The organism is uncultured Devosia sp. (genome assembly GCF_913055165.1).
GTDB lineage: Bacteria > Pseudomonadota > Alphaproteobacteria > Rhizobiales > Devosiaceae > Devosia.
On the sequence record NZ_CAJXJS010000013.1, the window covers coordinates 51,536 to 71,993 of the forward strand.

At 63.2% G+C, this 20,458-nt stretch carries 21 protein-coding genes; 10 read left to right on the top strand and 11 right to left on the bottom strand.

Annotated elements, in window-relative coordinates; genetic code table 11:
* Positions 1 to 58: 58 nt before the first annotated feature.
* On the top strand, positions 59 to 1,174 hold the full coding sequence (gene cfa / locus QZ564_RS06520) for a cyclopropane fatty acyl phospholipid synthase (RefSeq protein ID WP_297106563.1): 1,116 nt from the start codon (positions 59 to 61) through the stop codon (positions 1,172 to 1,174).
* Positions 1,175 to 1,219: 45 nt separating this feature from the next.
* Here the strand turns inward: cfa and QZ564_RS06525 are convergent, their stop codons facing one another.
* Positions 1,220 to 1,672 (bottom strand): NUDIX domain-containing protein, encoded by a 453-nt coding sequence (locus QZ564_RS06525; RefSeq protein ID WP_297106566.1) that lies wholly within the window; start codon positions 1,670 to 1,672, stop codon positions 1,220 to 1,222.
* 19 nt (positions 1,673 to 1,691) lie between these two features.
* Complete coding sequence (locus tag QZ564_RS06530) at positions 1,692 to 3,218, bottom strand: YifB family Mg chelatase-like AAA ATPase (RefSeq protein ID WP_297106569.1); 1,527 nt, start codon at positions 3,216 to 3,218, stop codon at positions 1,692 to 1,694.
* Between the two features lie 186 nt (positions 3,219 to 3,404).
* On the opposite strand from QZ564_RS06530, the gene QZ564_RS06535 reads away from it, so the two are divergent.
* The 4 genes from QZ564_RS06535 (at position 3,405) to QZ564_RS06550 (ending at position 7,193) form a co-directional block, all read left to right on the top strand.
* Positions 3,405 to 4,241 carry a GH25 family lysozyme gene (locus tag QZ564_RS06535; RefSeq protein ID WP_297106572.1) on the top strand — a complete coding sequence of 279 codons (837 nt, stop codon included), beginning with the start codon at positions 3,405 to 3,407 and terminating at the stop codon, positions 4,239 to 4,241.
* A gap of 79 nt (positions 4,242 to 4,320) precedes the next feature.
* The gene (locus QZ564_RS06540; RefSeq protein WP_297106575.1) at positions 4,321 to 5,316 is read left to right on the top strand and encodes an SPFH domain-containing protein; all 996 of its coding nucleotides are present in this window, start codon (positions 4,321 to 4,323) and stop codon (positions 5,314 to 5,316) included.
* A gap of 12 nt (positions 5,317 to 5,328) precedes the next feature.
* Positions 5,329 to 5,778: an NfeD family protein gene (locus QZ564_RS06545; protein ID WP_297106578.1), complete on the top strand. Its 450-nt coding sequence runs from the start codon at positions 5,329 to 5,331 to the stop codon at positions 5,776 to 5,778.
* Between the two features lie 149 nt (positions 5,779 to 5,927).
* Positions 5,928 to 7,193: an outer membrane beta-barrel protein gene (locus QZ564_RS06550; protein WP_297106581.1), complete on the top strand. Its 1,266-nt coding sequence runs from the start codon at positions 5,928 to 5,930 to the stop codon at positions 7,191 to 7,193.
* A gap of 10 nt (positions 7,194 to 7,203) precedes the next feature.
* On the opposite strand, the gene galU is transcribed toward QZ564_RS06550, so the two are convergent.
* A complete protein-coding gene (gene galU / locus QZ564_RS06555) occupies positions 7,204 to 8,088 on the bottom strand; it encodes a UTP--glucose-1-phosphate uridylyltransferase GalU (protein WP_297106584.1) in 885 nt (294 codons plus the stop codon).
* Between the two features lie 109 nt (positions 8,089 to 8,197).
* On the opposite strand from galU, the gene galE reads away from it, so the two are divergent.
* The 3 genes from galE (at position 8,198) to QZ564_RS06570 (ending at position 11,645) form a co-directional block, all read left to right on the top strand.
* Positions 8,198 to 9,184: a UDP-glucose 4-epimerase GalE gene (galE, locus tag QZ564_RS06560; RefSeq protein WP_297106587.1), complete on the top strand. Its 987-nt coding sequence runs from the start codon at positions 8,198 to 8,200 to the stop codon at positions 9,182 to 9,184.
* 10 nt (positions 9,185 to 9,194) lie between these two features.
* Positions 9,195 to 10,394, top strand: coding sequence for a lytic murein transglycosylase (locus QZ564_RS06565; RefSeq protein ID WP_297106591.1), 1,200 nt, complete (start codon positions 9,195 to 9,197; stop codon positions 10,392 to 10,394).
* Between the two features lie 78 nt (positions 10,395 to 10,472).
* Entirely contained in the window at positions 10,473 to 11,645 is a 1,173-nt protein-coding gene (locus QZ564_RS06570) for a DUF459 domain-containing protein (protein WP_297106594.1), read from the top strand.
* Positions 11,646 to 11,878: 233 nt separating this feature from the next.
* Here QZ564_RS06570 and QZ564_RS06575 read toward each other — a convergent pair whose 3' ends face one another.
* Genes QZ564_RS06575 through rsmI form a run of 6 tightly spaced genes read right to left on the bottom strand, consistent with a single transcriptional unit; the run spans position 11,879 to position 15,257 of the window.
* Entirely contained in the window at positions 11,879 to 12,505 is a 627-nt protein-coding gene (locus QZ564_RS06575) for a MarC family protein (protein ID WP_297106597.1), read from the bottom strand.
* A 54-nt stretch (positions 12,506 to 12,559) separates the two neighbouring features.
* Positions 12,560 to 12,757 carry a DUF2283 domain-containing protein gene (locus QZ564_RS06580; protein ID WP_297106600.1) on the bottom strand — a complete coding sequence of 66 codons (198 nt, stop codon included), beginning with the start codon at positions 12,755 to 12,757 and terminating at the stop codon, positions 12,560 to 12,562.
* Positions 12,754 to 13,008: a DUF4258 domain-containing protein gene (locus tag QZ564_RS06585; RefSeq protein WP_297106604.1), complete on the bottom strand. Its 255-nt coding sequence runs from the start codon at positions 13,006 to 13,008 to the stop codon at positions 12,754 to 12,756. The genes QZ564_RS06580 and QZ564_RS06585 overlap by 4 nt, the downstream gene beginning before the upstream one ends.
* Positions 13,009 to 13,061: 53 nt before the next feature.
* Entirely contained in the window at positions 13,062 to 14,006 is a 945-nt protein-coding gene (gshB, locus tag QZ564_RS06590; RefSeq protein WP_297106607.1) for a glutathione synthase, read from the bottom strand.
* A gap of 8 nt (positions 14,007 to 14,014) precedes the next feature.
* On the bottom strand, positions 14,015 to 14,401 hold the full coding sequence (locus QZ564_RS06595) for a YraN family protein (RefSeq protein WP_297106610.1): 387 nt from the start codon (positions 14,399 to 14,401) through the stop codon (positions 14,015 to 14,017).
* Positions 14,370 to 15,257: a 16S rRNA (cytidine(1402)-2'-O)-methyltransferase gene (gene rsmI, locus QZ564_RS06600; protein ID WP_297106613.1), complete on the bottom strand. Its 888-nt coding sequence runs from the start codon at positions 15,255 to 15,257 to the stop codon at positions 14,370 to 14,372. The genes QZ564_RS06595 and rsmI overlap by 32 nt, the downstream gene beginning before the upstream one ends.
* Positions 15,258 to 15,380: 123 nt before the next feature.
* Between rsmI and QZ564_RS06605 the strand changes: the two genes are divergently transcribed.
* Positions 15,381 to 16,574, top strand: a complete 1,194-nt coding sequence (locus QZ564_RS06605) for a penicillin-binding protein activator (RefSeq protein WP_297106616.1) — start codon at positions 15,381 to 15,383, stop codon at positions 16,572 to 16,574.
* On the opposite strand, the gene pncA is transcribed toward QZ564_RS06605, so the two are convergent.
* Complete coding sequence (gene pncA / locus QZ564_RS06610) at positions 16,571 to 17,206, bottom strand: bifunctional nicotinamidase/pyrazinamidase (protein ID WP_297106619.1); 636 nt, start codon at positions 17,204 to 17,206, stop codon at positions 16,571 to 16,573. The two genes, QZ564_RS06605 and pncA, sit on opposite strands and share 4 nt — an antisense overlap.
* A complete protein-coding gene (gene pabB / locus QZ564_RS06615; RefSeq protein ID WP_297106621.1) occupies positions 17,203 to 18,987 on the bottom strand; it encodes an aminodeoxychorismate synthase component I in 1,785 nt (594 codons plus the stop codon). The genes pncA and pabB overlap by 4 nt, the downstream gene beginning before the upstream one ends.
* Positions 18,988 to 19,271: 284 nt before the next feature.
* On the opposite strand from pabB, the gene dnaK reads away from it, so the two are divergent.
* A partial coding sequence (dnaK, locus tag QZ564_RS06620) for a molecular chaperone DnaK (protein WP_297106630.1) occupies positions 19,272 to 20,458 on the top strand: 1,187 nt, incomplete at its 3' end.

Below are 20,458 nucleotides of genomic sequence, written 5' to 3' on the forward strand. Positions count from 1 at the left end.
GCCAATACGCGCAAAGCGCTAGAATTTTTCCCGGTCATCATCGGGATATGCGCTTCTCATGACGTCCGCCGCCAAACGCTTCGTGCTCGACCAGCTCGCAAGAGCCGACATTACCGTCGCCCCGGCACCCCAAGCCGAACTCACCATTCATGACGAGCGGCTGTTCGCCCGGCTGCTGCGAGATGGCACGCTGGGCCTGGGCGAGAGCTATATGGATGGCTGGTGGGATGCCGATGCGCTGGACCAGGTGCTGTTCAAGCTCGCCGCGGCACGCGTGCAGGATGCCTTTCCCCGCGATCTTCCGCTTATGCTCAGTCTCATCCGGGCGCGCCTGTTCAACCTGCAGCGCCTGCGCGTGCGCGAGGTCGGCGAGCGGCATTACGATATCGGCAACGACCTTTTTGAGGCCATGCTGGACCGGCGCATGGTCTATTCCTGCGGCTACTGGCCGGCCGCCGACAAGCTGGAGAAAGCGCAGGAGGCCAAGCTGGATCTCACCTGCCGCAAGATCGGCCTCGAGCCCGGCATGCGCATCCTCGACATCGGCTCGGGTTGGGGCAGCTTCCTGCACTTCGCCGCCGAACGCTATGGCATCTCGGGCCTGGGGGTGACAGTCAGCAAGGCGCAGGCAGCCTTTGCGAATGCACGGGCCGGACACCTCCCGGTCGAGACACGGCTGATGGACTATATGGATGTCTCGGATCAGTTCGATCGCGTCGTCTCAATCGGCATGTTCGAACATGTCGGCTACAAGAATTACCGCCGCTTTTTCGCTAAAGTGCGCTCGCTGCTCAAGGCCGATGGTCTTTTTCTGTTGCACAGCATCGGTGGCAATGTTTCGACCACCCATGGCGACCCCTGGACGGAAAAATACATCTTTCCCAATGGCATGCTGCCCTCCATTGCCCAGATCGGTATGGCCAGCGAGGGTCTCTTCGTCATGGAGGACTGGCACAATTTTGGTGCCGATTATGACCGGACCCTGATGGCCTGGCGGAACAATTTCGACTCCGCCTGGCCGATACTGTCTGCCCGTTACGACGATCGCTTCCGACGTATGTGGCGCTATTATCTCTCGGTCTTTGCCGCACTGTTCCGGGCACGGCAGATCAATCTCTGGCAAATCGTGCTGTCGCCCGACGGCATGCCCGGGGGTTATCGCCGGGTGAGTTGAAGCACGCAGTCGGCGCGATTCACGTGAAACGTTTATCCACAAGCCTCAGAAGATCGACTGCCTGAGCGGCAGCTTGATCGGTGCCGGAAAGCCAGACTGCAAATCTGCCCAAAAGCGATCGCGCAGTATTTCGGGAAAGACATGACCCGGCGGCAGCGCGTCGCGGGTATACCAGCCGGCTTCGCTGATCGATTCGCCTTCTGCAGGATTGGCCGACACATCGATCTCGCCGGATTCATAGTCCGCCAGGAACCAGAATTTCACCATCCGGCCCGACTGGTCAATCAATTCGTCAATATAGGCCATGGCCCGCATCTTGACCCTGACGCCCGCCTCTTCGAACGCCTCGCGCTCGGCCGCTTCATGCAGTTCCTCCCCACCTTCCACACCACCGCCGGGACCCGCCCAGAAATCATGGATGCCGGGGCGAAGGTGGCGCACCAACAGGATGGAACTATTGCGCAGCGCCAGGACGCCAGCGGAGATGCGGTGTTTCATGAGTGGTTCCAAACAGCCGTCATGTAGCGCCGAAATTGAGCCGATAGCTCAGGGCCTCAGCAATATGGGGACGCGCGACCTTATCGGAGCCCGCCAGATCGGCAAGGGTGCGCGCCACCTTGAGCACCCGATGATAGGCGCGGGCCGAAAGATTGAAGCGTTCCGCCGCCTGCAGCAGCAAGGACTGACTTTCGCGATCCGGCGCCACCAGCTTTTCGATCAAGGCCGAGGGCGCTGCCGCATTGGTCAGCACCTGCGGGTGCCCGGCCTCGGCATAGCGCTCCTGCTGGCGTTGCCGCGCTGCCGCCACCCGCCTGGCCACGTCGGCGGAGCTTTCTGCGGGCGCCGTGGGCACGATCATGTCGGCGGCGGAAACCGCCAGAACATCGACGCGAATGTCGATGCGATCCAGGAAAGGCCCGGACACCCGCGCCTGATAATCGCTGGCGCAGGCGGGACCGCGCTTGCAGCTATGGCCCGGCGTGCCGGCCATGCCGCATTTACACGGGTTCATGGCCGCGATCAGCTGGAAGCGGCTGGGGTAGGACACCCTGGCATTGGCACGCGCGATGACGGTTTCACCGCTTTCAAGCGGCTGGCGCAGGCTGTCGAGCACATTGGGCGCAAATTCGGGCAGTTCATCAAGAAACAGCACCCCATTATGCGCCAGGCTCGCCTCTCCGGGTCGCACCTTGAGGCCGCCGCCCACCAATGCCGCCATGGATGCCGAATGATGCGGGGCCCGAAAGGGCCGGCGATCCGAGAGCACGCCGCCAGCCAGTTCACCGGCAATGGACTGGATCATGGAAATGTCGAGCAGCTCGCGTGCCGAGAGCGGCGGCAATATGGAGGGCAGGCGGGCGGCCAGCATGGACTTGCCTGCCCCGGGCGGGCCGACCATGAGCATGTTGTGTCCGCCAGCGGCCGCCACTTCCAGGGCGCGACGCGCTACGGCCTGGCCGCGAACGTCGATGAGATCGGGCAAGGCACCGGGGGCGGCCAGATGGCGGCCCGGCTGCGGCCTTGCCTGCAGCTGATGACCGGTCAGGTGGTTGACCAGGGCGATCAGGCTGTCGGCAGCGATGATATCGATCTCCTCGCCCGCCCAGGCGGCCTCCGGACCCGAGATTTTTGGGCAAATGATCCCCATCCCCTTGGCGCTGGCGGCCATGGCTGCCGGTAGAATGCCGCCCACATGGGCGAGCCGGCCATCAAGCCCCAATTCGCCCAGCGCCATGAAACCATCCAGGGCATCCTGCGGAATGGCGCCGAGCGCTCCCATCAGGGCCAGCGCAATGGGCAGATCGTAATGGCTGCCTTCCTTGGGCAGGTCGGCCGGAGCCAGGTTGATGGTAATGCGCTTGGGAGGCAGACCCAGCCCTGTCGCCGTCAGCGCCGCCCGCACCCGCTCGCCGCTCTCGCGCACCGCCTTGTCCGGCAGACCGACCAGCACGAGGTTGGGAAAGCCGGGGGCAATCTGGGCCTGCACATCCACGGGCACCGCTTCGATGCCTTGAAACGCTACAGTCGTCACGCGCGTGACCATCGGCGCTGCCCCCAATTGCCGACGGCACGCTAGCAGATCACATTGGCACCAGCAAGAACGAAGAGCGAACGAAAGATGGCCTGTTAACCATGCACGCTGCCACAATGGTTACCCTAAAACTCCATTAACCGGGCCATGTTGAATCAAAGGACAGCGTTTTCTTGTTGCGTTTGAGTGTTTTCCGTCATGTCCCTGACTATCCGTCGCTCCGTCTCCGCCGCGTTTCGCGGCGCCGTTCTGAGCCTTGCCGTGGTGGCCTTGGCCGCCTGTGGCAGCATGGGCGGGCTCTATAGCGCCATTCCTGGCGATAATCGGCCCCATTCCGGTGTCGACCGCGCGCGGGGCATGCCGATCCAGGGGATCGACGTGGCGCGCTATCAGGAGAATGTCGATTTCGCGCGCGCCCGGGCTGCGGGCACACATTTCGTCTTCATGAAGGCGACCGAGGGCAAGGACTATGTCGACCCCAATTTCCGGGTAAATTGGGAGCGGGCGCGTGAAGCCGGGATGCCGCGCGGGGCCTATCATTTCATGACCTGGTGCTCGCTGGCCTCGGAACAGGCCGCCTGGTTCACCCAGAACGTGCCCTACGACCCCAGCGCCCTGCCGCCAGTGCTTGACCTGGAGTGGAACAACCATTCGAGCTGCAAGACCAAGCCGAACAAGGCCGATGCGCTGGAAAAGATCCGCCTGATGCTGGACGTGATGGAGCGCCATACCGGCAGGCTGCCGATCATCTATACCGATATGAATTTCCATCGGGACATTCTGGCGGGTGAATATTTCCCCAATGCGTTCTGGCTGCGCTCGACCGCGGCAGAGCCCCATGAGCGCTACCAGAACCGGCCCTGGACCTTCTGGCAATATACCCAGACCGGGGTGGTGCCGGGCGTGCGCGGCGAGGTCGACCGCAATGTGTTCTATGGTTCGACCGAAGACTGGTTGATGTTCCTCCATACCGGCTGCGATCCGCGCGCGATTGCGGCGCTGCAGGCCAGCGGGCGGTGCCTGCCGGCCAAATAACCTGGCAATTTTGTCGCTATCCAAGCGCCAAGCCGCCGCATAAAGTTGCGGCGCGAGACAGCACTGGAGGGCGGCGTCAATGGGCTTTTTCAATGAGTTGGGGCTCGATGGCCTCAGCGTGACCCTGATCGGGCTGGGGGTTTTGTTCGTGCTGGTGCTGTTCGCCGGCGCCAAGACGGTCCCGCAGGGCTACAATTTCACCATCGAGCGGTTCGGCAAATATACGCGTACGCTGAAACCCGGCCTCAACCTCATCGTGCCGTTCATCGACACGATCGGCAAGAAGATGAACGTAATGGAGCAGGTGCTGGACGTGCCGCACCAGGAGGTCATCACCCGCGACAATGCCACGGTCACCGCCAATGGCGTCACCTTCTACCAGGTGCTTGATGCCGCCTCGGCCGCCTACGAGGTGACCCATCTGGAAAACGCCATTCTCAACCTGACCATGACCAATATCCGTTCCGTCATGGGCTCCATGGATCTCGATGAGCTTTTGAGCCATCGCGACGAGATCAATGACCGCGTGCTGCGCGTGGTCGATACCGCCGTATCGCCCTGGGGCGTCAAGATCACCCGGATCGAGATCAAGGATATCGATCCACCCAAGGACCTGGTCGAATCCATGGGCCGGCAAATGAAGGCCGAACGTGAGAAGCGCGCCACCATTCTGGAAGCCGAAGGGCGCCGGCAGGCTGCCATTCTCAAGGCAGAGGGCGAAAAACAGGCGCAGGTGCTTGAGGCCGAGGGCCGCCGCGAAGCGGCGTTCCGCGATGCCGAGGCTCGCGAGCGCGCCGCCGAGGCCGAAGCCAAGGCCACCCAATTGGTGTCCGAGGCGATTGCAGCGGGCAATGTGCAGGCGATCAATTACTTTGTCGCGAACAACTACATCAAGGCGCTGGAGAAGGTGGCGACGGCGCCCAACCAGAAACTGCTGATGCTTCCAGTGGAAGCCTCCAGCGTTATCGGCGCCATTGGCGGCATCGCCGAGATCGCCAAGGAAACCTTCGGCACCGACAGGCCGGCCCCGGCCCGCTCCGGCCGGCCGCCCAGCAGCACATCCGGCCAGGGCTGACGGAGCAAATCCATGCAGATCGTCAATTTCCTGGTCGAGAACGGTCCCTGGAGCTGGATCGTCGCCGGGCTGGTGCTGCTGGCGCTCGAACTGGTCTTGCCCGGCGGGTTCCTTTTGTGGATGGGCATCGCTGGCATTCTCACCGGTCTCATCACCCTGTTCCAGCCGCTCGCCTGGCCGGTGCAATGGCTGGTGTTTGGCGTGCTGTCGCTGGTCTCGATTCTGCTCTGGGTCAGGTTCACGCGTAACCGTGCCACCCAAACCGACCGACCCTTGCTCAATGAGCGCACCGAGCATTTCATCGGCCGCGAGGTGGTGCTGGATCATCCGATCGTGGATGGATTTGGCCGCCTGACCATTGGCGACACCACTTGGCGGGTGCGCGGCCCGGATCTGCCTGCCGGGCAGCGGGTGCGCATTGTCGGGGCGGAGGGACCCGTCCTGCGCATCGAGCCTGTCTAGAGCATCCAGCCGGTGCTAAATCCTTGTGGCGCAAGGTCTGCACGGACTTCCTCAAGCTTTCATTAACCATAAGCTGCAAGGATTGGCACCCGGCCCATGGGGCTGCGCCGGCTTTCGCATGTCTGCCGGCATGATCGGCGGAGCGGGATTTGGCCCGGACAATTCGGACAGTGCTGGGAGCGATGCTGGCAGGCACGGCCCTGGCTGGCGCGGTCCTGGCCGATCCGCTCGTCATCGACGAGTCAGCGCTGGCCAATGAACGGCTGACGCCGGGCCTCTATCCGGCCGCGCCGGTTCCCGATGGCTTCGCGGTGCCGCCGGAGCCGGGTCACCCCCCCTTTGAGATCGATTGGTCCGTCGGCCTCAAGGGCAGCTATACCACCGCCACCACCGGACAGAGCTTTGTCACCAGGCTGACCCCCGGCGTCACCGCCACGCATCAGGGCGTGAGGACCGATATCACGCTGGACGGGACGGCAGAGCTGGTGCGTGACGATGACGGCACGCTTGGAGCGACCGCCCTCGATCTCGATCTTCGGACCACCACGCGGCTTGATCGCGACACCACGCTGGGGGCCTCGGCCCAACTCGGGCTGGCGCGCGATTTGTCCTCTACACCTGGGCTCAATCCGCTCATCATCACGCCGCCCCTGGAGGTTACGGGCGGTATGGGCGCAGAAATTGAGCGGCGGTTCGGCCATTTCAATCTGGGCCTTTCCGGCGATCTCAAACGCAGCATCTATGGCCCTACCACGCGATCCGATACCGGGGTGACGGACAATTCCAGCCAGAATGTCTGGGAGGCCGATGCCGCCCTGCGCCTGGGCTTCCAGGCAACACCGATCATCGAGGTTTTTGGCGAGGCCAGCCTGGGTCGTGATTGGTTCGACACGGCCCCTGCCAGTGGCGTCCAGACGGACGCGACCAGCCGGTCCTTGCGCGCCGGCCTCGCTGGGAACTGGAGTGGTCTGCTCACCGCCAGTGCGTCGGTTGGTGTGGGCCAGCATGACTTCGACAATGCTGCACTGTCCGACATCACCACGCAGCTCTACGATGCCAGTGTGAGCTTCGCCCCGGATCCCACGGTCAATCTCAAGGCCTCGCTGGCCACCACTGTCGCGCCCACCGGCGCCGACACGAACGGCACCGCCCGGGTGTCCCATACGGCCACTGCCGAGATCGACTACACCGTCAATGCCTGGCTGCGCCTGCGGGCCTCGGCCGAATGGGGCCGGTCATGGATCGAAGCCAGCACCGAGACCGAGAAGCGGCACGGGCTGGGCATGGGCGCCGACTACAAGCTGGGCCCCCACACCGCCGTTTCAGCCGATTACGGCTATGCACATCGTGACAACAGCCTCAGCGGCGTGCTGGACAGCCACACGGTCAGCCTCGGGGTCACGATCCGGCGCTGATGGCGGCCGCCTAGAGCTTGTCTTCGAGATCGAGCTTGCGCAGTTCCTCGATGAAACCCGGGCGGATATCGGGGCGGTCCAGGGCAAAGACCACATTGGCGGTGAGAAAGCCGAGCTTGGAGCCGCAGTCATAGACCTTGCCGCGGTACTTCACACCCGTGAAAGGCTGCTGGCCCATCAGCGACTGCATCGCGTCGGTCAGCTGGATCTCGCCACCAGCGCCGCGTGTCTGCTCAGCCAGCAGCGCGAAGATTTCGGGCTGCAGGATATAGCGGCCGGAGATGAAGAGATTGGAAGGGGCCTCCTCCCGCTTGGGTTTTTCGACCATGCCATTGATGACGAAACCTTCATCGGGCCCATCCCCGCGCACCACCACGCCATAGGAGGAAACGTCCTCCCAGGCGCACTCCTCGACGCCGACAATATTGCCGGCCCGCTCTTCATAGGCATCCATCATTTGCTTGAGCACGCCAGGCTTGGCCTGGAAGATCATGTCCGGCAGCAGCAGGGCGAAGGGCTGGTCGCCGACGATATCGCGTGCGCACCAGACGGCATGGCCGAGGCCCAGTGGCTCCTGCTGGCGGGTGAAGCTGGTGCGGCCGGCCGAGGGCAGGTCCTTCTGCAGCTCCTCGAGCGCCTTGGTCTTGCCGCGGCTTTCCAGGGTGGCCTCCAGCTCGAACTGCCGGTCGAAGTGATCCTCGATCACGCCCTTGTTGCGGCCAGTGACGAACACGAAGTGCTCGATGCCGGCCTCGCGGGCCTCATCGACCGCATATTGGATCAGCGGCCTATCCACCACGGTCAGCATTTCCTTGGGCATGGCCTTGGTGGCGGGAAGGAAGCGGGTTCCAAGACCGGCGACGGGAAACACGGCTGTACGGACACGTTTGGACACGCGATGCTCTCCTGAGTGGCATTCGGGGGATAGGCGACGTAAAGCTAAATCAACATCTGCCACATATTGTTGCAACCAAATAGCGTTACGATGTCGGGAGTTAGCGATAATGAGTGTCTTGGTTACCGGGGGCGCCGGCTATATCGGCAGTCATATGGTGCTCAATCTGGCCGATGCCGGAGAGAAAATCGTCGTGCTCGACAATCTGGTGACCGGGTTCGATTGGGCCATTGATGGCCGCGCCATCTTCGAGCCGGGCAATGCCGGGGACATCGACCGCGTGCTGGAGCTGATCGAAAAGCACGGCATTACCGAAATCATCCATTTCGCCGGCTCCATCGTGGTGCCCGAATCGGTCACCAACCCGCTCAAATATTACGGCAACAACACCGCCACTTCGCGCAATCTGATCGAGGCGGCCGTCAGGGGCGGGGTGAAGCATTTCATCTTCTCGTCCACCGCCGCGGTCTACGGCATGACCGGCCTGGCGCCGGTGGTGGAGGAAACCCCGCTCAATCCCATGTCCCCCTATGGCAAGAGCAAGCTGATGACCGAGTGGATGCTGGCCGACGTCGCCGCCGCCCATCCGATTACCTATGGGGTGTTGCGCTATTTCAACGTGGCCGGTGCCGATCCGCAGAAGCGCTCGGGCCAATCCACCCCCGAGGCCACCCATCTGATCAAGGTTGCCTGCCAGGCCGCCCTGGGCAAGCGCGAGAAGATGGATATCTTTGGCATTGATTATGAGACCCCGGACGGCACCTGCGTACGTGACTATATCCATGTCAGCGACCTCATTGCCGCCCATGCGCTGCTCCTGAAACATCTGCGCGGCGGGGGCGAGAGCACCACGCTCAATTGCGCCTATGGTCGGGGCTATTCGGTGCGCGAAGTCGTTGACACGGTGCGCAAGGTCTCGGGCGTTCACTTCCGGGCCGACGAAGGCCCACGCCGCGCCGGCGACCCGGCGTCGATCACCGCGACGGGCGAAAAGGTCCGGACCATGCTCGGCTGGGTGCCGCAGCATGATGATCTCAACGAAATCGTCGAAACCGCCTATAATTGGGAACGGCACCTGATGACGCGCAATCGCTAGGAGCGCATGCATGCTGTATCGGCTGGGGGTAGTGATCTGGCTGGCGCTGGTTGTGCCGGCCCTGGCCCAGCCGGTCGAAGGCTTCGATGCGTTCCTGCGCGGATTTCGCGGTGAAGCCGTTGCAGCGGGCGTCAATGGCGATTTCTATGACGCCATAACAACGGGCCTGACGCCTGATCCGCGCGTTCCCGACCTGGTGGAAACCCAGCCGGAGTTCACCACCCCGATTTGGGACTATCTCGATAATCGCGTCTCGACCGGCCGCATCGACCGCGGCAAGGCGGCCATGGCGCGGCACCGTGATTTGTTTGCCGCTGTCGGTCAGGCCTATGGCGTCGACCCCTATGTGCTGGGCGCCATCTGGGGGATGGAAACCGACTATGGCGCCGTGCTTTCCAATGACAGCCTGATCCGGCCCATCGTCCGGTCCCTGGCCACCGTCGCCTGGCATAGGCGCAGCCGTTTTGCCGAGGACAAGGCCGATTTCGTCGCCGCCCTGAAGCTGGCTGCCGCCAATGGCGGCGTATCGCCGGTCGGCTCCTGGGCCGGCGCCATTGGCCATCTGCAGGTCAATCCATCCAACGTTCTGGCGCACGGCACCGATGGCGACGGCGACGGCCGCGTCGACCTGCACACCTCCCTGGCCGATGCCCTGGCGACCAGCGCAAACTATCTCAAGCGCTTGGGCTACCAGCCCGGGCTGGACTGGGGTTTTGAGGTCGTGGTGCCGCCAGGCTTCGACTATCTGCTGGCCAGCCGCGAGCAGTTGCGGCCGATATCCTTCTTTGCCGAGCGCGGCATAGTCCGCGTCGCCAATCGCCAATTCGCCGACCTCTCGACCCCGGTCTTTCTTTATGTGCCGGCCGGGAAAGATGGTCCGAAATTCCTGATGACCGCCAATTACCTGGTGTTCAAGGGCTATAATTTTTCCGACAGCTACGCCATGGCGGTGGCCCATTTGACCGACCGCCTCAAGGGCAGCGGCCCCTTTGTCACGCCCTGGCCACGTGGGACACAATTTCCCAATCTCGCCCAGCGCCGGGACATCCAGGCTGCGCTCAAGCAGCTGGGATATTATGACGGGGTGATCGACGGGCGGATCGGGCCGATCAGCCAGGCCGCCTATGCCCGCTTCCAGGCCCAGCGCGGCGAGGTTGCCGATGGATTTGTGACCCGCGCCGCCCATGAAGCGCTCGCCAACGCCCTGTAGTAACGGGAAGGGGAGCGGCGTGGCCTTGCCCCGGCGGTGGTGATAGAAGCGGATGAACGTGCTTCGAACAGGCCTGCAATGCGATTTTTCCTGGTCCTGATGGTGATGGTCATGGCGCTCGCCGGGGGCGCGCCGGTACAGGCGCAGCCTGTCTCGGATGACCGGGTGCTGGTGGCGCAAAACGAACAGCCGCGCCGGCGGACGCTGTTCGACCTGTTGTTCGGGGAAGAACCGCAGCCGGCACCACAGGTTCAGCAGACGCGGCCACGCCCCCAGGCTGCACCGGCGCCCGCCGCCCTGCCGCCCCCCAAGCCGGCAGTTGACAAGGCGACCGATGCCACGCGGCTCGCGGTCTTCGGCGATTCCCTGGCTATCGATCTGGCCAAGGCGCTGGAACGCTTCTATGCCGAGGACCCCAATCTGGTCGTCATCGGGCAGGGCGTAAGCTCATCCGGCTTCGTACGCGACGACTATTTTGATTGGAATGCGGCCCTGCGGGAGGAAATCGCCAAGGACAGCTTCGATCTGGCAGTGGTGATCATCGGCATCAACGATAATCAGGACATCAACGCCAATGGCCAGTCCTTCGCCCCCCTGAGCGAGGGTTGGACGCAGGAATATCAGGCCCGCCTCAACGAATTTCTGGGCCAGCTGCGCGCGGCGCGCAAACCGGTGATCTGGATGGGCCTGCCGCCCATGTCACGCAGCCAGTATTCGGCGGCGATCAACCAGATCAGTTCCCTGCACAGGCTGGCGGCTTTTTCCGGCGGTGCCGAATATCTCGACATCTTCGAGCGCTTTGCCGATGGCGAGGGCAAGTATGCCGCCTATGGTCCGGATGTGAACGGGCAGAATGCGCTGATGCGCAAGGATGACGGCATTCACTTTTCCTCGGCCGGTTCGGACAAGCTGGCTTTCTATATCAGCCAGACCATGCGCACCTTTTATCGCGGCGGCCGGGTGAGCGTGGCTGTCGTTGATCCCCTGCAGGGCACGGATGCGGCCGGCATGCTGCGCCCGCCATTTCAGGGCCTTGGCCAGATTCGCCTGTTGGAGGTAGCAGGGGCGGTGATGCCACTTGGCCGGGTGCCGGACCGGGCCAGCGACCTTCTGACGGCCGGCAGCACTGCCACCGGTTCGCCGGGCTTCTCGCTGGAACGGCTGATCGAGGCCCCGGTGGGGCGCGTCGATGCCTTTGGCGTCGGCATCTCGCGCGAAGAGTCCTCTGCGCCTGTCAATAGCGGGCGATAGACCTCAAAGATCGACCGCTATGGGGCTCAGCAATTCGGACCGGGTTGCGCCCGTTCCGGCAACATTGGTGGCCATGATGGCGAAGATCAGCAGGGTCAGCGCGGCAGCCAAACGCATATGGATAACTCCCATAGGTATTGCTGCAGTCATCTCTGCGCCCCAGGGCGTCTGAAGGCAAGAATAGCGTTAAACCTTCGTTAACGCTGAAAATTTTCGACAAATCGCGGGGCTGCCTAGCCACCCAGCAATCCACTGGCCTTGATGCCGTCAAAGACGAACTGCACGGCCAGCGCCGCCAGCAGAATGCCGACAATCCGTGAAACCACCGAAAGGCCGGTCAGGCCCAGAAGGCGCTGAATGGGAATGGCAATCAAAAGCGTCAGCCAGCAAAGCGCCAGGATGACAACAATGGCAGCCAGAACCAGCCAGAATTCGAAATCACTCTTGGCCCCGGTTGTCAGCAGGATCACCGCGGAAATGGCGCCGGGCCCCGCCATGAGCGGCATGGCCAGGGGGAAGACCGAAATATCCTGGCTCTGCCGGGCTTCCAGCTCTTCCTCGCTGGTGGTGCCGGTGCCGCCTGAATGTCGCGCGAAGACCATGTCGATGGCGATCAGCAACAGCAGCACGCCGCCGGCGGTGCGCAAGGCTGGAATGGTGATGCCGAACAGGTCCAGGATGGCATTGCCCAGGACAGCGAAGAACAGAAGGATCGCCAGAGCTACCAGCACGCCGCGGGTCGCAAAGATGCGGCGCTGGGCCGGGGTGTTGTCCTTGGTCAGGGCGGCAAAAATGAACGCAATATCGGCCACGCCGACGGTGGCGAACAGCGTAGCGAATGCAACAAGAAAGGTATTCATGCCGGAGTCCCCATTCAGGCCCCAGCACTAGGGTATTTGCGAGGCGAGAGCAATTCAGGCCGCTTGCTCCAGCATGTCCGGCGGCAACTGCTTGCGCGCCTGCAGCACCTCCATGCCGACGATATGGCCGTCCTTGTCGAAGTCGAGCACAATACCAGGAGAAACCTCTTCGCTTTCCTCGACCGCGCCGGCGGAAAAGCGGATATAGGCGGCGTCCGCATCAGGGTCGTACTTGACTGTTGGCTTGGTCATTTTGGCTTCGCTCGCCTGTCCAGAAACGTCGATACTATACGGTATTCCGTGTCTGTTTCCACCAAGGCAACACGCAGGAAGCGACCGCCGAGTTCCGGAAGCATGCCGAAATGGCGCACGACCTCGGGATCAATCGGATCAGGCTCAGTCCACTGCGGATGGCGAGCAACTAGTTCAACCCAGTCAAGCCTAAGACCTCGCTCGGAAATCGCGGTCATGGCGTGCTTGGTGTAGGTGATCGCCTTGGCCATTCGGCCCTCCACGGTGCGCGGCCAACACACCATTCCAAAGGTTGTTGCGACCACTATCCCCGCCGCTTTTCGATCGCGTCCCAGATGAGCACGGCAATATCGGGTCCCCCGAAGCGCTTGATCTCGCGAATGCCGGTGGGGGAGGTGACGTTGATCTCTGTGAGATAGCCGCCGATCACGTCAATGCCGACAAAGATCATGTCGCGCTCCTTCAGCGCCGGGGCAATGGCCGCGCAGATTTCCTTTTCGCGCTCGGTCAGCGGAGACAGTTCCGGGCGGCCGCCGACATGCATATTGGAGCGCGCCTCGCCATCGGCGGGAATGCGGTTAAGACCCATGACCGGCTCGCCATCGATGATGATGATGCGCTTGTCGCCCTGGCGCACATCGGGCAGGTAGCGCTGCACCATGAAGGGCTCGCGATAATTCTGTTCGAACAGCTCGAGCAGGCTCGCCAGATTATGGTCGCCCTCCTGGATAAAGAACACGCCGGCCCCGCCATTGCCGTAGAGCGGCTTGACGATGATATTGCCGTGCTCGCGGCGGAAGGCGTGGATTTCGGCCCTGTCGCGCGTCACCAGCGTCGGCGGCATCAGATCGGGAAACTCGGTGACGAGGATTTTTTCCGGGGCGTTGCGCACGGCCGAAGGCGGATTGACTACCAGGGTATCGGGATGGATGCGCTCGAGCAGATGGGTGAGCGTGATGTAGTTCATGTCAAAGGGCGGGTCCTGGCGCATCAGCACCACGTCCTGGGTGGAGAGATCCACCCGTGCCGCTTCGCCCAGGATGAAATGCTGGCCCTTGGGGGCATCGGTCACCGTGATCGGCTGGGCCAAGGCGGACACGACCTCGCCCCGCAGCGACAGCGTGTCGGGCGTATAGTGCAGCAATTGGTGCCCGCGCGCCTGGGCTTCCAGCATCATGGCGAAGGTGGAATCGCCAGTCGGATTGATGGTTGAAACATGGTCCATCTGGACGGCGACTTTGAGCGACATGGCAATACTCACGCTGCAGGAAAGGCGTTGATGAGATGGCGTGGCCAGCGCCCGGGTGCAAGCAGAATCACGTCGAAACGGAAATCCTTGCCGGCCTCGGCCGGGTGGCGCGCCAGCCAATAATGCGCAGCACGCGTGATCCGCTGACGATTAATTGCGGCATGGGTGAGAAATTCGTCGGCGGCCCCGGCGCGGGCCTTGACCTCGACAAAGACGATGGCGCCCGCCTTTTCCACGACCAGGTCGATCTCGCCCATCGGGGTCTTATAGCGCCGGTCGCGCAACCGATAGAGTTTCAGCTGCAGGAACAGCGCCGCCAGCGTCTCGCCGCGATGACCACGGCGCTCGGCCGTGACCCGCTTCTTACTGGGTGTTCTTGCGGGCGAGCGCGGCATCATAGACTTCCTTGCGCTTGAGGCCGAAGCGCGCTGCGATCTCATCGACGGCCGCGCGCAGCGGCTGACCGGCCATGGCGTCCGCCAGCGCAGCCTGCCAGTCTTCGGCGGCCGGAGCGCTCGGCTCGGCCGCTCCGGCGACCACGATCACCGCTTCGCCTTTCGTCTCGCCCGCGCCGAACTGGCCGGCCAGTTCGGATAGCGAGCCGCGAGATGTGCGCTCGAAGCGCTTGGTCAGTTCGAGCGACACCACGGCCGGACGATCCCCCAGCACTTCGGCCATGCCGGCAAGGCTCGCGGCGAGGCGCCGGGGCGATTCGTAGAACACCAGCGTTTCACGTGAATCCTTGAGTTTTTCCAGGGCATTGGTGCGCGCACCCGCCTTGGGCGGCAGGAAACCGTGAAAGGCAAAGGCGTCGGTGGGCAGGCCTGCCACCACCAAAGCCGACAACAGGGCCGAGGCGCCGGGAATGGGAAAGACCGGCAAGTCCTTCTCGGCCAGCGCCCGAATCAGGGGGAAGCCGGGGTCGGACAGCAGCGGCGTGCCGGCATCCGAGATCAACGCAATGGCCGCTCCGCCCGCCACCAAAGCCGCTATATGGTCCGCCTTGTCTCGCTCATTGTGTTCATGCAGGGCCTGGCGTCGCGCCTTGATGCCATAGTGATCGAGCAGCTTTGCCGAAGTGCGCGTGTCTTCGCACAACACCAGTTCCGCCGCTGCCAGGGTCTCCAGCGCCCGCAGGGTGATGTCGCGCAAATTGCCGATCGGCGTGGCGACGACATAGAGCCCCGGCGCCAGGGGCGGAGCCTCAAATCGCGTGCCGGCGATGAAATAGTCCCTGCTCTCGCCGCTCATCGACTGACCTCGCCCATCTCAAACATTGGTTAACCATATGGGGCGACCTTGTTAACACATTGTGAGCATTCGCAGCGGCATCGGATGGAAATAGGGGAGAAAGGGGCGAGATGGGGCCGGCGCATGGTCCTGGCCGGGCTGGCCTCGACCCTGGCTGCCTGCTCGCCCGGCTCGCTGCAATGGGGTTCGCGCAGCTTCTCCCTGCCCTGGACCGGGGGCGAAGGCGGGCAGGGCGGTGGTCTATTGCCGGTCGCCAGCGCGCCGAAAGAACAGTTCGGGCGCGGGCGGGTCAGCGTCGCCTTGCTCCTGCCGCTCTCGGGCAATGCGGCGCTCAGCCAATTGGGCAAGGCGCTGGCCAATGCATCAAAGCTTGCCATCGCCTTCATCGAGGCCAATCCCAATATCGGTGAGAACATCACCATTTCGCTGCGCGACACCGGCGACAGCGCCGCCGGCGCCACCAGTGCGGCCAATGCCGCAGTGGCCGAGGGGGTCAAGCTCATCCTGGGTCCACTGACGGCCGAGCAGGTGACGGCAGCGGGTACTGTGGCGCGGGCGGCAGGCATTCCGCTGATCGGCTTTGCCAATAATAGCGCTGTGGCCGGTCCCGGGGTCTATGTGCTCAACGTCTTGCCGGAAACCGAGATGAAGCGGGCCGTGCGCTATCTGCGCGATCAGGGCCGGCGCGGCCCCGCAGGCATCTTTCCGGCGACACCCTATGGCGAAGCGCTGGCGACCGCCTTCCGGCAACAGGCCATCGCCGCCGGGTTCAATCCCAGCGCGGTCTACACCTTCTCTAACATCGCCGAAGCGCAGCAGATCGTTGATCAGGCCAGGCCGCTGATCGATCGCGGCATGATCGATGCGCTGTTCATTCCCGACCGCGCCAGCGCCGGCACCTTTGCCGGGCTCCTAGCTCAAGGCGGTGTCACTGGCGACATGGTGCAATTGGTCGGCTCGGCCGACTGGGCAAACGATGCCGCCCTGTTGCGCAGCCCTGCCTTGGCCGGGGCAATCTTTCCGGCTGTGGACGAGGCCGGGCTCAATGCCATTCGCGCCGACTATGCGGCGCGTTTTGGTGGCAATCCACCGCAAATGGCCACCATCGCCTATACCGCCACCATCCTGGCCAATGTGAACACCCTCTCGCTGGCCACCCCGCCCTATGAGGCGAGCCTGCTGACCAATCCGGCCGGATTTGCCGGACGCGATGGCCTGTTCCGGCTGTTTGCAAATGGTCGCAGCGATTATGCGCTGGTGATCAGGCGAATCGAAGCGGGCGGCGTCACAACCAATGTGGATGGGGCGAAGATCTAGCCCAGGATATCCCGGCTCTGAATACGGCTCACCCCCGCCGCTTCCATGTCGGCCCAGGCGTGTTCCAGCGAGCCATTGGCATTGATGGCCCGCGTCGCATCTTCGATTACCGTGACATCAAACCCACCGGCAGCGCCGTCCAGCGCCGTCCAGGCGACGCAGAAATCGGTGGCCAGGCCGACGACATAGAGCCGGCCGACATCGCGCTCATTGAGATAGCCGGCAAGGCCCGTCAGGGTCTGGCGATCGGCCTCCTGGAAGCCCGAATAGCTGTCGATCGATCGGTTGTAGCCCTTGCGGATGATCAGCTGGGCCTGGGGAATGTCGAGGTCGCGGCTCAGTTCGGCACCGCGCGTCTGCCACACGCAGTGATCTGGCCAGAGCACCTGGGTGCCATAGTCCAGTTCGATCGTCTCGAATGGCGCCTTGCCCGGATGCTGGCTGGCAAAGGAGATGTGGTCCGCCGGGTGCCAGTCCTGGGTGCACACCACGTTCCTGAAGCGGGTGGCCAGCTTGTTGATCAGCGGCACGATCTCGTCGCCGCCGGCCACTGCCAGATTGCCTCCGGGCAGGAAATCATACTGCACATCCACAACGATCAGGACGTCTTCTGGAGCGATGGCAATGGTCATGTTTTCGGCGTCTCCCGGTCTACCCACTCGGCGCGAATGAGGCCGCGCACGGAATTGCCCAGCCAGATTGCCTCGGCGGCACGCAGATCGGCAAGGGTGAGGACGCGCTCTTCTGCCTTGCCTTGAGCGATCAGCTCGGCCCGGAGCGTACCGGGCAGGAGGCCGGAGGTGAGCGGCGGGGTGAAGAGCTTTCCATCCCGCTCGACGAAGAGATTGGTGAAACTACCCTCGGTCAATTCGCCGCGCTCATTGGTAAAGACCAGCTCATCCAGTCCGCGCAGGTCATGCGCCCGCTGGCGTGGCCCATCGTAGAAGGCGCGATTGGTGGTCTTGTGGGCCAGCCAGAGGCTGCCTGAATCCAGGATTTCCTCGGCAATGGCGAACCGGAATTTTTCCGGTGTCGGGGGCAGGGGCACCGCGCTCAGGTCCAACCCGGCATCCGACAGGGTCAGACGTACTCGCATCGGCCCCGTCCAATCCACCGCTTTGGCGGCAAGATAAGCACCCGCCGACTCACGCGTGACCGGCAGGGCAAAATAGGCCGCCGAACCGACCAGCCGGTCCAGATGCCGGTCGAGCAGAACATAGCCGTCCTCCGGCGTCCATTTGAAGGTTTCGATCAAGGTCACGGGCGGGGCCGGATCGGCAAGAAAGGACAATTTGAGCAAGGCCTCCGCATATTCGTCGCTGCCTACCGAATCGGCGACGATTCCGCCCCCAACCCCGATCTCGCCCTGGCCATGCCGGTCGATCACCGCCGTACGAATGGCAACATTGAAGCTGAAATCGCCTGATGGGGCCACATAACCGATCGACCCGGTATAGAGCCCGCGCGGTGCGGCCTCGACATCGTTGATGATTTCCATGGCCCTGACTTTGGGCGCTCCAGTAACCGATCCGCAGGGAAAAAGGTTCTCGAGCACCTCGGCGATACCGACGTCCGGGCGCTTCAGCGCCTCGATCCCCGAGGTCATGGTATGCAGGCTTCTATAGGTCTCGACCGTGAACAGGTCTGTCACCCGGACCGAGCCAATCTCGGCGATGCGCCCCAGATCGTTGCGCAGCAGGTCGACAATCATCAGGTTCTCGGCCCGGTTCTTGGGGTCGGCAGCCAGCGCCGCCCGTCCAGCCTGATCCTCGGCCGATGACAAACCGCGCTTCAGCGTTCCCTTCATCGGCCGGGCCTTCAGCCGGTCACCCTCACCCGAGACGAAAAGTTCGGGGGAGCGCGAGAGAACATGGTGGTCGCCGGCGTGGATATAGGCGCCATAGGCGACGGGCTGGCTTTGCGCCAGCGTTCGGTAGAGCCCAAGCGGATCACCCTCAAGAGCGAAGCGGGCGCGCAAGGTGAGATTGACCTGGTAGGTGTCGCCGGCAGCGATCAGCGCCTTCACCCGCTCGAAGGCGGGCAGGTATTGTTCGAGCGTCCAGGACGGTGTGAGGCCCGTCGCCCGTCCCTCGGGAGCGTCCGCGAAGAGCGCTGAGACTTCGGGGCCGGTCAGACGCTGTAGCGCGTCGTAAAGGCCAAACCAGATGAGCGGGGTGTTGCTGCGCTCGGGGAGCAGGCCGGCGAGCCGTTCCTCGAACACAAGGCCCAGCTCATAGGCCAGATAGCCAGCGGCCCAGAGGCGCTGCTGCCCGGCCCCCGCGATTCGCTCCAGCGCCTGCCGGGCCTCGGTGGCCGTATGGGCCACCAGCACCTCGCGCGGGTTCTGGAACAACAAGTTCTGGCCGTCAGGATTGAGATTGTCGTGCAGCAGCACGGTGCCGGGCGTGATCATGGACCGCTTCTAATGTTTTCCACTGCCGCTGTAATCTCTGTCATCGGGCATGCAGCTATGCCAACTTGCATGGCCAGGGCAAGACGGACGGCCGATCTTGGGGAAATTCCCCGATCCGCGCGCTTGAAGCGTTCATGACACCCCCCTATATACGCCCCGAGGCCCCAATTCGGGGCGTGGAATTTATAGAAACCTACGAGGGACCCCGGCCCCTTTTCGGGCCAGGAAGCTGCTTTCATTGAGAGGGCTTCCATGGCGGGTTTGCTGAGAGAGAGGCAGAGTAAATGGCTAAAGTCATCGGTATCGACCTGGGTACCACCAATAGCTGCGTGGCCGTGATGGACGGCAGCAATCCCAAGGTCATCGAAAATGCGGAAGGCGCGCGGACCACGCCCTCCATGGTTGCCTTTTCCAAGGACGGCGAGCGCCTGGTCGGCCAGCCGGCCAAGCGGCAGGCAGTGACCAATCCGGAAAACACCCTGTTTGCAGTCAAGCGCCTGATCGGTCGCCGCTTCGAAGACAAGACCGTCGAGAAGGACAAGGGCCTGGTGCCCTACAAGATCGTCAAGGCCGACAATGGCGACGCCTGGGTGGAAGCCAATGGCGACAAGTTCTCGCCGTCGCAGATTTCGGCCATGGTGCTGCAGAAGATGAAGGAAACCGCCGAGAGCTATCTCGGGGAGACCGTGACGCAGGCCGTGATCACCGTTCCGGCCTACTTCAATGACAGCCAGCGCCAGGCGACCAAGGATGCCGGCAAGATTGCGGGCCTGGATGTGCTGCGCATCATCAACGAGCCGACTGCGGCCGCGCTTGCCTATGGCCTGGACAAGAAGAATTCGGGCACCATCGCGGTCTATGACCTTGGCGGCGGTACCTTCGATATCTCCATCCTCGAGATCGGCGATGGCGTGTTCGAGGTGAAGTCCACCAATGGCGACACCTTCCTGGGTGGTGAAGACTTCGACATGCGTCTGGTCGACTACCTGGCCGACGAGTTCAAGAAAGAGCAGGGCATCGACCTGCGCTCGGACAAGCTGGCTCTGCAGCGTTTGAAGGAAGCTGCCGAAAAGGCCAAGATCGAGCTGTCGAGCTCGACCCAGACCGAAATCAACCTGCCCTTCATCACCGCCGATGCCTCGGGGCCGAAGCACCTGACGCTCAAGCTCAGCCGCTCCAAGCTCGAAAGCCTGGTGGAAGACCTGATCCAGCGCACCATCGACCCCTGCAAGCAGGCGATGAAGGACGCCGGTGTTTCGGCCAGCCAGATCGACGAAGTGGTGCTGGTGGGCGGCATGAGCCGCATGCCCAAGGTGCAGGAAGCGGTCAAGCAGCTGTTCGGCAAGGAGCCGCACAAGGGCGTCAACCCGGACGAAGTGGTGGCGCTGGGCGCGGCCATTCAGGGCGGTGTGCTGCAGGGCGACGTCAAGGACGTGCTGCTGCTCGACGTGACCCCGCTCTCGCTGGGCAT

Excerpts from the sequence above, each read along its gene's own strand:
- cfa (WP_297106563.1), top strand. The coding sequence starts at position 59 with ATGACGTCCGCCGCCAAACGCTTCGTGCTCGACCAGCTCGCAAGAGCC.
- QZ564_RS06525 (WP_297106566.1), bottom strand. The coding sequence starts at position 1,672 with ATGAAACACCGCATCTCCGCTGGCGTCCTGGCGCTGCGCAATAGTTCC.
- QZ564_RS06530 (WP_297106569.1), bottom strand. The coding sequence starts at position 3,218 with ATGGTCACGCGCGTGACGACTGTAGCGTTTCAAGGCATCGAAGCGGTG.
- QZ564_RS06535 (WP_297106572.1), top strand. The coding sequence starts at position 3,405 with ATGTCCCTGACTATCCGTCGCTCCGTCTCCGCCGCGTTTCGCGGCGCC.
- QZ564_RS06540 (WP_297106575.1), top strand. The coding sequence starts at position 4,321 with ATGGGCTTTTTCAATGAGTTGGGGCTCGATGGCCTCAGCGTGACCCTG.
- QZ564_RS06545 (WP_297106578.1), top strand. The coding sequence starts at position 5,329 with ATGCAGATCGTCAATTTCCTGGTCGAGAACGGTCCCTGGAGCTGGATC.
- galE (WP_297106587.1), top strand. The coding sequence starts at position 8,198 with ATGAGTGTCTTGGTTACCGGGGGCGCCGGCTATATCGGCAGTCATATG.
- QZ564_RS06565 (WP_297106591.1), top strand. The coding sequence starts at position 9,195 with ATGCTGTATCGGCTGGGGGTAGTGATCTGGCTGGCGCTGGTTGTGCCG.
- QZ564_RS06570 (WP_297106594.1), top strand. The coding sequence starts at position 10,473 with ATGCGATTTTTCCTGGTCCTGATGGTGATGGTCATGGCGCTCGCCGGG.
- QZ564_RS06575 (WP_297106597.1), bottom strand. The coding sequence starts at position 12,505 with ATGAATACCTTTCTTGTTGCATTCGCTACGCTGTTCGCCACCGTCGGC.
- QZ564_RS06580 (WP_297106600.1), bottom strand. The coding sequence starts at position 12,757 with ATGACCAAGCCAACAGTCAAGTACGACCCTGATGCGGACGCCGCCTAT.
- QZ564_RS06585 (WP_297106604.1), bottom strand. The coding sequence starts at position 13,008 with ATGGCCAAGGCGATCACCTACACCAAGCACGCCATGACCGCGATTTCC.
- gshB (WP_297106607.1), bottom strand. The coding sequence starts at position 14,006 with ATGTCGCTCAAAGTCGCCGTCCAGATGGACCATGTTTCAACCATCAAT.
- QZ564_RS06595 (WP_297106610.1), bottom strand. The coding sequence starts at position 14,401 with ATGCCGCGCTCGCCCGCAAGAACACCCAGTAAGAAGCGGGTCACGGCC.
- rsmI (WP_297106613.1), bottom strand. The coding sequence starts at position 15,257 with ATGAGCGGCGAGAGCAGGGACTATTTCATCGCCGGCACGCGATTTGAG.
- QZ564_RS06605 (WP_297106616.1), top strand. The coding sequence starts at position 15,381 with ATGGTCCTGGCCGGGCTGGCCTCGACCCTGGCTGCCTGCTCGCCCGGC.
- pncA (WP_297106619.1), bottom strand. The coding sequence starts at position 17,206 with ATGACCATTGCCATCGCTCCAGAAGACGTCCTGATCGTTGTGGATGTG.
- pabB (WP_297106621.1), bottom strand. The coding sequence starts at position 18,987 with ATGATCACGCCCGGCACCGTGCTGCTGCACGACAATCTCAATCCTGAC.